12 protein-coding genes are annotated in these 14,737 nt (G+C 58.6%); 5 read left to right on the forward strand and 7 right to left on the reverse strand.

All coding sequences use genetic code 11. The features are described 5' to 3' along the window. Positions 1-91: 91 nt before the first annotated feature. Positions 92-271 (forward strand): hypothetical protein, encoded by a 180-nt coding sequence (locus C4885_RS09290; RefSeq protein WP_114000063.1) that lies wholly within the window; start codon positions 92-94, stop codon positions 269-271. 112 nt (positions 272-383) lie between these two features. Then, positions 384-1,781, forward strand: coding sequence for a Sapep family Mn(2+)-dependent dipeptidase (locus C4885_RS09295; protein WP_114000064.1), 1,398 nt, complete (start codon positions 384-386; stop codon positions 1,779-1,781). Between the two features lie 284 nt (positions 1,782-2,065). On the opposite strand, the gene C4885_RS09300 is transcribed toward C4885_RS09295, so the two are convergent. The 4 genes from C4885_RS09300 to C4885_RS09315 form a co-directional block, all read right to left on the reverse strand. Beyond that, positions 2,066-3,064, reverse strand: a complete 999-nt coding sequence (locus C4885_RS09300; RefSeq protein WP_114000065.1) for a GGGtGRT protein — start codon at positions 3,062-3,064, stop codon at positions 2,066-2,068. Between the two features lie 20 nt (positions 3,065-3,084). Continuing rightward, a complete protein-coding gene (locus C4885_RS09305; RefSeq protein ID WP_114000086.1) occupies positions 3,085-3,786 on the reverse strand; it encodes an iron-sulfur cluster assembly scaffold protein in 702 nt (233 codons plus the stop codon). A gap of 358 nt (positions 3,787-4,144) precedes the next feature. Then, entirely contained in the window at positions 4,145-5,827 is a 1,683-nt protein-coding gene (locus tag C4885_RS09310; protein WP_114000066.1) for an O-antigen ligase, read from the reverse strand. A gap of 68 nt (positions 5,828-5,895) precedes the next feature. Next, positions 5,896-7,080, reverse strand: coding sequence for an MFS transporter (locus tag C4885_RS09315; RefSeq protein WP_114000067.1), 1,185 nt, complete (start codon positions 7,078-7,080; stop codon positions 5,896-5,898). A 161-nt stretch (positions 7,081-7,241) separates the two neighbouring features. Between C4885_RS09315 and hisS the strand changes: the two genes are divergently transcribed. Then, complete coding sequence (gene hisS / locus C4885_RS09320; protein WP_114000068.1) at positions 7,242-8,489, forward strand: histidine--tRNA ligase; 1,248 nt, start codon at positions 7,242-7,244, stop codon at positions 8,487-8,489. Between the two features lie 162 nt (positions 8,490-8,651). Then, positions 8,652-9,668 (forward strand): DUF4349 domain-containing protein, encoded by a 1,017-nt coding sequence (locus C4885_RS09325; RefSeq protein ID WP_114000069.1) that lies wholly within the window; start codon positions 8,652-8,654, stop codon positions 9,666-9,668. Positions 9,669-9,758: 90 nt separating this feature from the next. On the opposite strand, the gene C4885_RS09330 is transcribed toward C4885_RS09325, so the two are convergent. Next, the gene (locus C4885_RS09330; RefSeq protein WP_158538857.1) at positions 9,759-11,249 is read right to left on the reverse strand and encodes a carboxypeptidase M32; all 1,491 of its coding nucleotides are present in this window, start codon (positions 11,247-11,249) and stop codon (positions 9,759-9,761) included. A gap of 215 nt (positions 11,250-11,464) precedes the next feature. Between C4885_RS09330 and C4885_RS09335 the strand changes: the two genes are divergently transcribed. Further along, positions 11,465-12,331, forward strand: a complete 867-nt coding sequence (locus C4885_RS09335) for a YihY/virulence factor BrkB family protein (RefSeq protein ID WP_114000071.1) — start codon at positions 11,465-11,467, stop codon at positions 12,329-12,331. Positions 12,332-12,658: 327 nt separating this feature from the next. Here the strand turns inward: C4885_RS09335 and galE are convergent, their stop codons facing one another. Both galE and C4885_RS09345 read right to left on the reverse strand, forming a co-directional pair. Continuing rightward, positions 12,659-13,684, reverse strand: a complete 1,026-nt coding sequence (gene galE / locus C4885_RS09340) for a UDP-glucose 4-epimerase GalE (protein WP_114000072.1) — start codon at positions 13,682-13,684, stop codon at positions 12,659-12,661. Between the two features lie 166 nt (positions 13,685-13,850). After that, a complete protein-coding gene (locus C4885_RS09345; protein WP_114000073.1) occupies positions 13,851-14,720 on the reverse strand; it encodes an AraC family transcriptional regulator in 870 nt (289 codons plus the stop codon). Positions 14,721-14,737 lie beyond the last annotated feature (17 nt).

Genomic DNA, 14,737 nt, shown 5'->3' on the forward strand with positions numbered 1-14,737 from the left:
TTTTGGCAACGCAGATGCCGTGCCGCAGCCGCCGGAGCGGTGCTTAAGCCGTAAGGCGGGAATTGTGCGGTGTTGCCTTAGGAGGTTCCCAATGGAAGACAAAATCAAAGGTATCGCATTGCTATTGTTCGGCATTCTGCTCAGCTGCGCGCAGGATGGACTGAATGATACGATTTTTGCCAGCATGTCAGATATTCCATTTGCATTTGTCGGACTGTGCGTTGGCATCGCTGGGCTCTGCCTTGTGTTTGGCAAATCAAAGGACAAATAACTGCCATTTTGTCCCCGGCCAGCCTGCTGCTTGCAGTTTGGCCTGTTCGTGTTATAATAGCTGTATACAAACTTGTCTGCCGTACTGGCAGCTGAATCAGGAGGATAACCCCATGCTAGATTCCCGCTGGGCGTCGATTGACGCATTTGCAGAAAATAACCGTGATAACATTCTACGTGATATTACCCGCCTTGTGGCTGTGCCGAGCGTTGAGGGCACGCCGGAGCCGGGCGCACCGTTTGGCAAAGGCCCCAAGGCTGCGCTGGACAAAGCCCTGGAAATTGCCGCAGAGCTTGGCCTGGACACGCACAACGCCGAAGGTTACATCGGCTGGGCGCAGACCGGCCCCATTGCAGACGGCCAGAAGTATCTGGCTACCATCACCCACACCGACGTTGTGCCCGAGGGCAACGGCTGGGATGCCGACCCCTACACCGTGCGCGTGCGGGATGGCTGGCTGCTGGGCCGCGGTGTGGCCGACGACAAAGGCCCCAGCATTTTGTGCCTGTATGCCCTGAAATACCTGAAAGACAACGGCGTTACCCTCAAGTACCCCGTGCGAGCCCTGCTGGGTGCCAACGAGGAAACCAACATGCACGACGTAGACTATTTTGCCGCCCACTTTGAGCAGCCCGCTTTCTGCTTTACCCCGGACGCCGAGTTCCCGGTATGCAACGGCGAAAAAGGCGGTTTTGGCGGCGAGCTGGTCAGCCCCGTGCTGGAAAACGGTGTAATCGTTGATTTTGTGGGCGGCGTTGCCCACAACGCTGTGCCCGACCGCGCAGCCTGCACCGTCCGCCTGCCGGAAAGCGCCCTGAAACAGACCGAGGGCGTGACCTTTGAAGCTGGTGAGAACGGCACCACCATCATCCGCGGCTGGGGCAAAAGCGGCCACGCCGCCATGCCGCAAGGCACCGTAAACGCCATTGGGCTGATCGTTACCTGCCTGCTGGAAAGCAAGGTCTGCCCCCCGGCCGAGACCGCTTATCTGCAGGTGCTGCACACCCTACACGCCACCACGGACGGCAGCGCCTTGGGCATTGCCGCCAGCGACGATGTGTTTGACCCGCTGACCATCATTGGCGGCACCATCGAGATGAAGGATGGCCGCCTGCGCCAGAGCTTTGACTGCCGCTACCCGACTTCCACCACCGCGGAGCACCTGACCGAAATGATGACCCAGGTGTGTGGCACCGCTGCCACGCTGGAGGATGTATCTTCCCGCGTGCCGTTCTACATTGCAGCGGACAGCCCGGCCATCCAAACGCTGATCACCACCTACAACGATGTGACCGGCGAAAACAAAAAGCCCTTTACCATGGGCGGCGGTACCTATGCGCGTCACTTCCCGTATGCCGTCAGCTTTGGCCCGGAGCATACCGACATTGAGCTTCCGGAATTCGCTGGTCCCATGCACGGTGCCAACGAGGGCACCCCGTTTGAAAAGCTGATTGAAGCGTTGAAGATTTATATTCTGGCGTTGCTGCGTCTGCAGGAGATTGAGCTGTAATTTGGGGTTGTGCGCTTTCCGGGCATCGTTTTGCGTTTGTTTTAGGCGTTGCGTTTGCCGTACATTTTCAAGTACCATCAAACCTAAAATTTTCTGAGCGGCGCTTCTGCGCCGCGGTCCACCACAATTATTCTTTATTATTTATTCTTTATTCCTTAAGAATCCCGCCGCCCCATCTCCAATTCCTACTTCTCATTCCTAATTTCTAATTCAACAAAAGCGCCCGATACAGAAAATCTGCATCGGGCGCTTTTTCAATCGCTAATTAAGTTATTGCTGTTGACTCAGGCGTTTACCTGGGAAGCTGCAACAGCGCAGGCAACGGTCATGCCAACCATCGGGTTGTTGCCGGCACCGATCAGGCCCATCATCTCAACGTGAGCGGGCACAGAGGAGGAACCAGCAAACTGGGCATCGCCGTGCATACGGCCCATGGAGTCGGTCAGGCCGTAAGAAGCCGGGCCAGCTGCCACGTTATCCGGGTGCAGGGTACGGCCCGTGCCGCCGCCGGAAGCAACGGAGAAGTACTTCTTGCCGTTTTCCAGGGCCCACTTCTTGTAGGTGCCTGCAACCAGGTGCTGGAAACGGGTCGGGTTGGTGGAGTTACCGGTGATGGAAACTTCAACACCCTCAGCCTTCATGATAGCAACGCCTTCCAGAACGTCGTTAGCGCCGTAGCACTTAACAGCAGCGCGCTCGCCGTCAGAGTACGGGATGGTCTCAACAACCTTCAGTTCGCCGGTCTTGAAGTCGTAATCGGTCTTAACATAGGTGAAACCGTTGATACGGCTGATGATCTGGGCAGCATCCTTGCCCAGGCCGTTCAGGATAACACGCAGGGGTTCCTTGCGGACCTTGTTGGCGGTACGGGCAATGCCGATTGCGCCTTCAGCAGCAGCAAAGGATTCGTGGCCAGCCAGGAAAGCGAAGCAATGGGTGTCCTCATGCAGCAGCATGGCACCCAGGTTGCCGTGGCCCAGGCCAACCTTACGCTGTTCAGCAACAGAGCCGGGGATGGTGAAAGCTTCCAGGCCTTCGCCGATGGCAGCAGCGCAGTCAGCAGCGCTCTTCAGGCCGCGCTTGACAGCAATGGCAGTGCCCAGGGTGTAAGCCCAGACGGCGTTATCGAAGCAGATGGGCTGGATGCCGCGGATGATCTTATCGCAGTCGATGCCCTTGGCCAGCAGCATCTCGTTGCAGGCGTCGAGGCTCTCCAGACCGTTGGCCTTCAGGCAGGCCTCGATCTTGGGCATACGGCGATTCTGGGATTCAAAAGTTGCCATAATCTATGTTCCTCCCTCTCTTATTCTTCACGCGGGTCGATGTACTTGACAGCGCCCTGCTCAGCAGAGAAGCGGCCGTAAGTGCCGATGTTCTTCTCGTAAGCTTCCTTCGGGTCCATGCCATGGCGGATTGCTTCCAGCATTTTGCCCAGACGGACGAACTGATAGCCGATGACCTGGTTGTCTTTATCCAGAGCGGTCTTGAGGATGTAGCCCTCGGTCAGCTCCAGGTAGCGAACGCCCTTGGCCTTGGTGGAGAAGATGGTACCGGTCATGGAACGCAGGCCCTTGCCCAGGTCATCCAGACCAGCGCCGACAGGCAGGCCGTTCTCAGAGAAAGCGGTCTGGCTGCGGCCGTAAACGATCTGCAGGAACAGCTCACGCATTGCAACGTTGATAGCGTCGCAGACGAGGTCGGTGTTCAGTGCTTCCAGGATGGTCTTGCCGGGCAGGATCTCGCCAGCCATAGCAGCAGAATGGGTCATGCCGGAGCAGCCGATGGTTTCAACCAAAGCTTCCTCAATGATGCCGTTCTTGATGTTCAGGCTCAGCTTGCAGGTACCCTGCTGGGGTGCGCACCAGCCCACACCGTGGGTATAGCCGCTGATGTCCTCAATTTTATAGGCCTTGACCCATTCGCCCTCTTCAGGGATGGGAGCGGGACCATGCTTCGGACCCTTCGTGATCGGGCACATATTGTTGACCTGTGCGGAGTATTCGATCATAATATTCTCTCCTTTGCATTATTGTCGGAAGCCGGTGCCATTTGCACCGCACAAACATCAGCAAGCCTGCGCGGGGGCTGTGCGTTCCGGCCGTCCATTGTCAAGCTTTTCACAGCTAATTTTATTATACGAGGGTAGTGGCCTTTTTTCAAGATGTTAGTCTTTTCTAACCGTCTGTTTTTGATAAATTTTTCTTGCCATTTTCTGCATATTCAGCAAAACGCCGCCCCGTTTTGCCTGCGGGGCGGCGTTTTCACCAGTCAAAAGAATTCTAAAATCTATTCCAATCGGCGGATTGGAAACGAAAGCGGGGTGCAGGAGCGCAGCACAGCCACAGTGCCCCCCCTCCTTTGCTTTATCCCATCAGAAAGCCGAACAGCAGCGGCGCAATGCCGCTTGCCGCTGCCATGCACAACACAGCAGCCAGCACGGTTTTGGCAAAATACCAGGCGTTCTTAGGCGGCAGCGGTTCCGGCTTTTGCTGCTTTTTGCCGCGGAGCGCGGGGGCGGCGGGCTGCGGCAGCTCCGGGGCCGTCAGGGCCGCCAGCGCACCGAACAGCAGCATAACCAGCGGAAACACCATGGATACCCGGATGGATACCACCGCCTGTGCCAGATAGCTGCACAGCGCCAGCATGACTGGGGCCACGCCGGGAGTGTTCCAGCTCCGTTCCCCGCGCTGCAGGTGGGCCGCCACCAGCAGCAGCCAGGCGGTCAAGCCAAGAATGCCGGTCGTCAGCAGCTGTTCCAGATATTCGTTATGCGCGGCATAGAACGTCGCCATGCGGGCTGTCATGGCGTCGCCTGCCCAGGCGGCCACGGCGGTATGCATCATGCCGGGGCCAATGCCCACAATCTTGCGCAGCAGGCTGCCGTCCGCCCAGGTGCCAAACGCAGCGCGCCAGGCCACGCCGCGGTAGGTACCCCAGTCATCGTTGAACACCAGCAGGTTATGCAGGCTTTCCGGCAGGGGCCGGTTTGGCATTGCATTGGCCAGCACAAAGGCCAACGCCCCCACCGCCAGCACAGCAATGGTGATGACTCGCCCCGGCAGGTACAGTGGGGCCTGCGCTGCAATGCCTTTGCGGGCCAGCACAAACAGCACCAGCCACAGCAGCAGGCTTGCCGCCATGCAGGGCAGTGCCACCTGCCACGCACCCAGTTTGGCCAGCAGGGCGGTGCCGCCCTGGGTGTAAACGCTGGCACGCATGTAATGCATCCAGGCAGCCCAGCCGAAGAACGCCGCACTGATGAGCGCCGCACGGCGCAGGTGGCGGGTGGTAAAGTTTTTATGGCAGACCAGCACCATCACCGCCGCGCCGATGCCCAGGGCAAGCGCCTCTGAATCCACAACGGCCAGCGCCAATGCGCCAAACGCTGCCGGAATGCCGGTCCAGACAGCGGTTCTGGTATCTTTGGCGTTCAGGAACTGGTAAAACACAATGGGCAGCGCTACCGAGAAAAAGCAGCCGTTAAAGTCCTTCTGCCCCAGGGTTGAGAAAAACTGTGCGCGCTCCACCACGGCGGTGTCTGCATACGCGCCGATAAGGTCAATGTTAAAGATGTTGAGCACATACAAAACTGCCACAATGCTTGTGGTAATGCCCAGCACCCAGAAAACAAAATCCAGGTTTTCAAGGTCCAGGTAGCTGCGCACAGCCCAGTACCCGGCGGCGGTAAACAGCACCAGCATCAGCCCGCCGTAATAGCCCCCCAGCCCCCAGGTGGACGCCGTGGGCGAAAGCGATGTAAAGGTGGAAATCAGGCTAGTGCCTGCAAAGGCCAGCACACCCCACCGGGTTACATCCCGTCCGGCGTTGGCGTTGCGCGGGCGGGGCGCACGGGCCCCAATGGCCGTACAGGCCACCAGCCAGAGCAGGAACAAGAGAAACAGGGTAAAACAGCCGGTGAACTTGGTCACACCAAGGTTAGAAAATTTATCAATGTACAGCGGGTACACGCACAGCACCGCGCACAAAAAAGCGGTTGCCGAGGTGCCCGCCAAGCGGTCGATCGCTTGCTGTTGGTCAGAACGCATGGTTCAAATTACCTCCGGGTCTTTTTCCCGCAGGCTTTGCGGCGTGCGGGTAACTGTATTGTATTATTTTACCCGTTCCCCTGCTGCTTTTCAACCGTTGCTACAGGTTTTACAAATAGGAAACATATCCCGCCCGCCACGGCGCTGGCTACCGCCAGCATATGCCGGGCAGGCAGGTCCAGCAGCTGACTGCCCGCATAACTCAGCAGGCTGCCGGCGCTCATGCCAAGGGCGATCAAGCCATAGTTGACCCCCGCATGGGCAAGGCCGAACAGGTCCGTATTTAAGGCGGGCTGCACCGCCGCGCCGCCGGAGTAAAAGCAGGTCAGCACACAGTAAGCCGCCAGCACCCACCACCCCTGCGCAAAGGCAAACCCGATGCTGCCCGCCGCCAGGGCCGCATACACCCCGTACAAAACTGGTTTGCGGCCCCAGTGGTCACTGGCAGCGGGGCAAAGCAACCGCCCTGCTGCGCTGGCCGCACTGCCCACTGCCACGCACAAGGGCGCCCACTGCTCCGGCAGGCCGCGGTCCGCTGCAATGGTCAGAATCTCCGGGCTGAACAGCAGCATGGGCGGGGCTGCCAGCGCCACCCCCGCAACACACAGGCGGTACTGCGTGGTACGCACCATCTGGTGGGGCGGCAGGTCGTTTGCCGCTTTTGCGTTTGGCTGGCCGGCGGGCTGGGGTGGATTTTGCAGCACGGCGGCGGATGCCCCGCACACTGCCAGCACCACCACACCGAGCGCGGCAAAACAGACACGCATCCCCCAGCGGTTTTCCACAAAACCCACAAAAACGGTTAAAAACGCACCGGAAAGCCCCATAGCCGCACCGCTGACCCCCGTTGCCAGCCCTTTGCGGCTGGCATACCACTTTTGGGCGCAGGCCAGCACCGCCGGGGCCAAAAAGGCGCTGCCTACCCCCGCCGGGATGCTGTACACCAAAAAGAACAACGCCGCATTGCCCTGCGGCACCAGCGCTGCCCCCATGCTGCCGCCGCCCAGCAGCGCAGTACCCCACAGGGCCGCATAGCGCGGGCCGTGCTGATCCTGCACAAAACCGCCGATGGCGCAGCCGATGCCATACCCTGCCACCAGAATAGCAAAGCTGAGCATGGCCTGCCCGCGGGAAAAGCCGTACTGCGCCATGACCGGCTTTTGGAACACGCCCCACGCCGCCGGAATGCCGGTCAGCAGCTGCACGGCGGCACCGGCGGCCAGAATTTTGGGGTTGCCGTTTTGTTTTGGCATGGTGTTCTTCCTCCTTGTCCTTCCAGTTCCACACAGTTTGATACAGCTTCAGTATGCCCCGTTTTTGTTGACAAAAAACGCCGGGACAGATATGATAAAGAGGTATATCTTTTGATCTTTCCGCGGGCCGCTGCCCGCGCAGATAATAGGGAGGAACAATCATGAAAACACAGCCGTTGAAGGGCATGCGCGACCTTTTGCCGCGCGAGCAGGCATTGCGTGATTACATTCAGGGCCAAATTTTGGATACTTACCGTGCCGCCGGGTTCCAGCGCATTTCCACCCCCATCCTGGAGGATATGGAAAACCTGGACAAATCCGATGGCGGCGACAACCTGAACCTGATCTTCAAGGTTCTCAAGCGCGGCGAAAAGCTGGCCGCTGCCCTGCGCTCCGGCGATGAAAAGCAGCTTTCCGATATGGGCCTGCGCTATGACCTGACCCTGCCGCTTTCCCGTTACTACGCTGCCAACCGCAACGAGCTGCCCAATCCCTTCAAGGTGATCCAGACCGACCGCGTTTACCGTGCCGAGCGCCCGCAGAAGGGCCGCCTGCGCGAGTTTGTGCAGTGTGATATCGACATTCTGGGCGATTCTTCCCCCAATGCCGAGGTGGAGCTGATCGATGTGACCACTCGCGCTCTGCTGCGCATCGGTTTCAAGGATTTCACTGTCAACATCAACGACCGCCGCATCCTGCGCGCCATGCTGGAAAAGATGGGCTTTGCCGCTGACCAGCTGGATTCCGTCTGCATCAGCTTTGACAAGCTGGACAAGATTGGTGCAGACGGCGTAAAGAAAGAGCTGCTGGAAAAAGAGTTTGACGCCGCCGCTGTGGAAGCGCTGGATGAGTTCCTGCGCGCCGGGGATTTCAGCCTGGACGCCGTGACCGCCCGCGTTGGGGACGAAACCCTGACCGCCGACCTGCGCTATGTCATCGCCACCGCCGAAAAGATTGCCAACGGCCGTTACGGCATTGCCTATGCCCCCAGCCTGGTGCGCGGCCAGGGATACTATACTGGCATGGTGTTTGAAGTGACCTGCCCGCAGTTCAGCGGCGCTGTTGCAGGCGGCGGCCGCTATGACAATATGGTTGGCAAGTTCATTGGCCAGCAGGTGCCCGCCGTTGGCTTCTCCATCGGGTTCGAGCGCGTCTGCGGCATTCTGCTGGAGCAGGATTACCAGATCCCCGGTGCCAAGCAGAAACTGGCCCTGCTGTATCTGAAGGATGCCGATTTCGCCGCCGTGCTGGCCAAGGCCGATGCCCTGCGCGCAGCCTATGATGTGACGGTTCTGCCCCAGGCCAAAAAGCTGGGCAAGCAGTTCGGCACATTGGAAGCCGCTGGTTACAACGCTGTTGCCTTTGCGGACAATGACGACATCAAGGCTCTTGGTCAAAAAGCTGAATAATTAGAATTATTTTTGTGGGGTGTGCCGGTTTTGCGGCGCACCCCGCTTTTTTTGACATCAAGCTGTAACATTCCGGTGCCACTTCCGTGTTATACTGGTAAAGGAAGCAGATATTGCTTTTGGCTTACCCCTTACCACACAACACAATAAGGAGCGTGCCCTATGAAACATACAACACTATCCCGCTTTGCCAGCCTTGCCGCAGCCGCCGCGCTGGCGCTCAGCCTTGCTGCCTGCGGTTCCACCAGCCGCAGCACCTACTCCGCCGCTGTTTCTAACGATACCGCCGCCTTAAGCAGCCAGGATGCCGGAGACTATGAATATTACAGCGCCGAAAGCGCCGCACCCGGGGAAGGCAGCAGTTTTTCTTCAGACGATCTGACCAGCTCGATGCTGGATCCTTCCACGGTGGAAAGCAGCCGCAAGATCGTGTATAACGCCAGCGTGCGGATGGAAACCACCGACTATGATACCACCCGCGCCGCCTTGCAGGAGGCCGTAACCGCCGCGAACGGCTACCTGGAAAGCACTGACCAGGGCGGCAGCAAGGATTCCGGCAGCCGCTATACTTATTACACCGCGCGCATCCCCGCCGAAAACTACCGCAGCTTTTTGACCGCCGCCGGGGAAGCCGGGAACGTGACCTCGCTGAACGAGAGCGCGCAGGACATTACCGCTGAGTATGTAGATGTGGAAGCCCGCCTGAAAGCCCTGAACGACCAGCGTGACCGGCTGAACGCCCTGGCCGACAAAGCTGAAACCACCGCCGACCTGCTGGAAATTGAAAGCCAGCTTTCGGATGTGCAGTATCAGCTGGAAAGCTACACCGGCCAGATGCGGCTGATGGATAACCAGGTGCGCTATTCCACCGTGGATATTTCCCTGCAGGAAGTGCGGGTTCTGACCCCCACCGCCACCACCTTTGGCGAAAAGTTTGTGGAAGCCGTTACCAGCGGCTGGCGCGGCTTTGTGGATGGGGCCGAAGATCTTATCCTGGTGGTAGTTTACCTGTGGCCGGTGGTACTGATCGTGCTTGCCATCCTGCTGGTGGCACGGCCCGCCCTCAAGCGCCGCAAGGCCCGCCGGGCGGAGAAAAAGCAGGCCAAGCTCGCTGCAAAGGCTGCCGCTGTGCAGGCGCAGCCAACAGAACCCACTAAGCCGGATGACACCGTAAAATAAATCGCACCTCTTCTTTCCAACTTATATCGCAAAGCGGGCGCACCGTCCTACAGTAGACGGCGCGCCCGCTTTGATTTTTACCGGCTGTGCTTACAGGCCGTACAGCTCGGTATATTTGTTTTTCAGGTAGTTGGTGTAGTGGGCGGCATCAAATGCGCCGCCGCACAGGCTTTGCACCAGCCACTGCGGTTCCTTGGCGCGGCCATGCTGCCACACGCGGCTGCGCAGAGCGTCTTTCAGCGGCTGCATGTTGCCTTCGGCCCACTGGGCGTCCAGGTCCATGGTTTTGCGCAGGTCATCCACCGCCTGTGCGCTGTAAGCACTGCCCAGCGCATAGCTGGGGAAGTAGCCCATATCGCCCATTGCCCAGTGGATATCCTGCAAACAGCCGTGGGTATCGTCCGGCACATCCACGCCAAGGTATTCCTTATACTTGGCGTTCCAGGCGGCGGGCAGGTCGGCCACGGTCAGGTTGCCCTGCATCAGGGCCTTTTCCAGCTCATACCGCACCATAATGTGCAAAGAGTAGGTCAGCTCGTCCGCCTCGGTGCGGATCAGGCTCGGCTCGGCGCGGTTGACGGCGCGGTAGATCTCTTCCTCGGTCACGCCGTTCAGCTGCTGGGGGAACAGCTCCAGCAAAGTGGGATACAAATAGTGGATGAACGCGCGGCTGCGGCCCACATAGTTTTCAAACAGGCGGCTCTGGCTTTCGTGCAGGCCGGTGGTTGCGCCGCCCGCCAGGGTGGTATAATCATACTTAGGGTCAACGTTCAGCTCATACAGGGCATGGCCGCCCTCGTGCGCCACGCTGTACAGGTTGGAGAACATATCCTGCGGCATATAATGGGTGGTAATGCGCACATCGCCGTGCCAGAAGCCGGAGGTAAAGGGGTGTTCCGTTTCGCCCAATACGCAGTGGTCCGGGTCCAGCCCCCACACTTCCATGATCTTTTTGGAAAGCTTGCGCTGCTGCTCAATGGGCCAATTCTGATACAAAAAGTCGGTGCGGATGGCGCTGCCGCGCTCTTTTATGGCAGCCAGCAGCGGCACAATGGTCTCGCGCAGGGCGGCAAAGAAAGTATCGCACTGGGCAATGGTCAGGCCGTGTTCATAGCGGTCCAGCCAGACTTCATACGGGTCGCGGTCAGGGGCAAAATAGTGGGCCTGCGCGCGCAGGGATTCCACAATTTTTTCCAGATACGGGGCAAAACTGGCAAAGTCATTGCCGCGCTTTGCCTTGCCCCATGCGGGCATGCTTTCCTGCGTCAGCTTGGTGAACGCGGCGTACTCTTCTGCCGGGATCTTGCCAATCTCGTCATAGCTGCGCTGCAACTCCCGCACTTCTGCCTTTTCCTGTTCGGTTTCGGCATCAGCGGCAGCGCGCTGCAGCAGGGCGGCGGTGTCAGCGCTGACCAGCTGGTCAAAGTAGGCGCGGCTCAGCACCTCCATGGCTTCGGCGCGGCCCGCACTGCTTTCCGGCGGGGCTACCGTCTCACTGTCATAATCGGCAACGGCCATTGCGTACTGGTAGGCATACAGTCTTTTCTCCAGCTCGCGCAGAGCTTTGATGGAATCTTTCATTGAGTTCTCCTTTCCGCCGGGGCGGCGGTTTTTATTCATGGTTTATTATAGCACACCCGGCGGCTGTTCGGCCAGTTAGCAGCACAAAGCCGAAAAGCTTTGCCCTGCGGCACATTTTCCCCCAACTGCCCATTGTCAGGCGCGGGAGCGGGCCTGTATAATGGTTGTAATGTTTTTTATTTTGCCCCTGAGCGTGGGAGATTCAGGAGAACGCCATGAAAAAACAAGCCTCACCCCTGCTGCCTGCACTGCTGGACCTGCTGCGGCAGTATCTGGCGCTGGATATGGCCGTATACGCCGGACACGCCACCTTGCTGCTGCTTACGGCATCGCTGCCGCTGCTGATGTGGGTGCTGGTCATCATCAACATGCTGCCGTTTTATTCGGTTTCGGACATTGCCGCGCTGGTTGCCCAGCTTTTGCCGGATATCCCGGCCATCCAGTCAATGGCGGTGGATGTGATTGCCAACCTGAATAATCAGTCCACCTCCTTCATGGCTTCCTTTGCCGCCATCACCACGGTGATTTCCGCTTCCGGTGGGATGGCCGCGGTGCAAAAGGGGCTGCAAAAGCTGACCCCCGGTGCCCGCAAAACAATGTTTGACCGTTTGTGGGCTGTGCTGTATACCTTTTTGTTTGAGGGCCTGATGTTGGTTGCCATAGTGGTGCAAAGCCTGAGCCCAATCCTGCGCGGGCTGGCCGGGCTGCTGCCGCTGCATACCCTGGTGGGCGGGCTGCTGCAGCGGCTGCACAGCCTGCTCAGCATCAGTGCTGTGCTTTCGTTGGCACTTTCGCTGCTGACGGTAACACTGATCTACACCTATGTGCCCGGCGGCAAACGCCGCATACGGGATCAGCTGCCGGGGGCCGCCGCTGTGGTAGCGGTGTGGACGCTGTTTTCCAAAATATTCTCGTTTTACATCGGGCATTTCTGGAAGTTATCGTACATTTACGGTTCTTTGGCTGCAATCGTGCTGATTACGCTTTGGCTGAATGTGAACATCAATGTGCTGTTTTTGGGTGCCGGGCTGAACGCAAAGATTCAGGGAACGGGGCAGGAGAAAAAGGAACCGGATGCTTGAGATACACCCTAGGGCGCGATGCCCTCATCGCACAGGGAAGAAACGCAAATATTGGGCTGCGAACCTGCAAACCATGTGTAGGAAACGACGCTCGCATCGTCCTGCATGGCGGGCCGTAATATGCGCACATGTCGGGATGAGGGCATCCCGCCTTACGTAGCCGGGCGTACAATGTGCGCTCCCACGGGCTCCACAGGGTCAAACGCTTTTTTCTAACGCATTAAACCCATACAAACGCTACCTGATACACCAACAGGGCGGCCGGGAAGTTTTCCCGGTCGCCCTGTTTTATTGCTCTCGTTTTATTGCTTTCTTTGAACCGTGAACTTATTCAGCGGTCTTATACCCATCGGGGTTGTGGCTCTGCCAGTTCCAGCTGTCGCGGCACATTTCGTCAATGCCGTACTCAGCTTCCCAGCCCAGCTCACGCTTGGCCTTGCTGGGATCGCACCAGCACTCGGCAATATCGCCGGGGCGGCGCGGGTCAATAACATAGGGCAGCTCCTTGCCGCAGGCCTTGCTGAATGCATGAATCACATCCAGCACACTGTAGCCGTGGCCGGTGCCCAGGTTGCAGATGAACAGGCCGGGCTTTTCTTCCAGCTTTTTGATGGCTGCCACATGGCCGCGGGCCAGGTCCACAACGTGGATGTAGTCGCGCACGCCGGTGCCATCGGGGGTAGGGTAATCATTGCCGTACACATGCACTTTTTCCAGCTTGCCAACGGCAACTTTGGCGATGTAGGGCACCAGGTTGTTGGGGATGCCGTTCGGGTCCTCGCCGATCTTTCCGGAAGGATGTGCACCGATGGGGTTGAAGTAACGCAGCAGAGCAACGTTCAGCTCCGGGTCTGCCTTGCAGCAGTCGGTCAGGATGCGCTCGGTAAACACCTTGGTAGTGCCATACGGGTTGGTGGTTGCACCAACAGGGAAATCCTCGCGGATGGGCACGCTGGCGGGGTCGCCGTAAACCGTTGCGGAGGAGGAGAAGATGATGTTATGGCAATCGTAACGGCGCATAACATCCAGGATGTTCAGGGTGCAGTTCAGGTTGTTGGAGTAATACTCGATGGGCTTGGAAACGCTTTCGCCCACGGCCTTGTAGGCGGCAAACTGGATCACACAGTCAATGCCGGGATTTTCCGCAAAGACCTTTTCAACTGCCGCATGGTCGGTCATGTCTGCTTCCACAAACTTGAAATCCTTACCGGTGATCTCGCGCACACGCTTCAGGGCTTCGGGGCAGGAGTTGTAATAGTTATCTGCCACCACAATATCGTAACCCGCATTGAGAAGCTCCACACAGGTATGGCTGCCGATGTAACCGGCGCCGCCGCTGACCAAAATAGACATACTGATCGCTCCTTTACACAATATGGAAAGTTGTTGCCGGGATTTTGTATCTTCAACAGGGCATCCGCAGGGTTTGCTTCGTTCCCTTGTTGATTTTATTCTAACGTCTTTATCACAATATGGAAATAGATGTTTCCATGTTTGATATGTAACTTTGTTGTTGCCTTTACCGTTCGCACAAATGCAGCGGGTGCGGGGCGCGGCGGTAAGCGCCGGGCGTTTGGCCGGTCAGGGCGTGGAACCGCCTGCTGAACCACGCCAGGGAGCCATACCCCAGCATACGGGCCGTTTCGCCGGGGCCGTACCCCTGGGTCAGCAGCAGCGCTGCCTGTTCGGCTTTCATGCAGGAGAAATACTCCATCGGCCCCATGCGGGTGCGGGCGCGGAACGCCTGCTGCAATGCCACGCGGGAGCAGCCATTGGCATCGCACACATGGTCCAGCGCCAGCGGCTTTTCAATGTTCTGCGCAAAGTACAGGCGCACGCTTTCCACAAGGGCTGCCTGCTCCTGCTCGGCGCGGGCACGGGGGCTTTGTTTGCGGGTGCGTTGCCTGCGGCGGGCCAACAGGTACAGCAGCTGTGCCAGATAGATGGTTAGCAGCTCTTTGCCGCCAAACGGGATTTCCGCGCGGCGGGCGGGCATCTGGCAGGCATCCTGCACCGGCTGGAACACCTCACGCACCGTTTCTGCCAGCTGGCGCAGACAGCTTTTTTCGGCGTTGCCAAGCCGCATATGGCAGCTGCGGAAAGAATCCATCGCACTGCCGTCCGCGGTAAATTCCACGCGGAACACCTCCGGCGGAACTTCGCCCACTGCGCGCATGGCAAACAGCTCTGCGGGCTGGTGGAACAAAATCTGCCCGGCGCGCAGCAGCACCCGGTGGGTATCGCACAGCTCTTCCACCATACCGCTTTTTACATATACCAGCAGCCAGCCCTCACAGGTGCGCTCCGGCGTTTGCTGGCCAATGCGCCATTCGGATTCCGCCGCGCTGGCAATCCCTGTTACCCGCAGCGGCCATTCATCCCCATACATGCCTTCCCCTCCCCTGT

Origin of the sequence: Subdoligranulum sp. APC924/74 (genome assembly GCF_003324125.1) — a bacterium.
GTDB lineage: Bacteria > Bacillota > Clostridia > Oscillospirales > Ruminococcaceae > Gemmiger > Gemmiger qucibialis.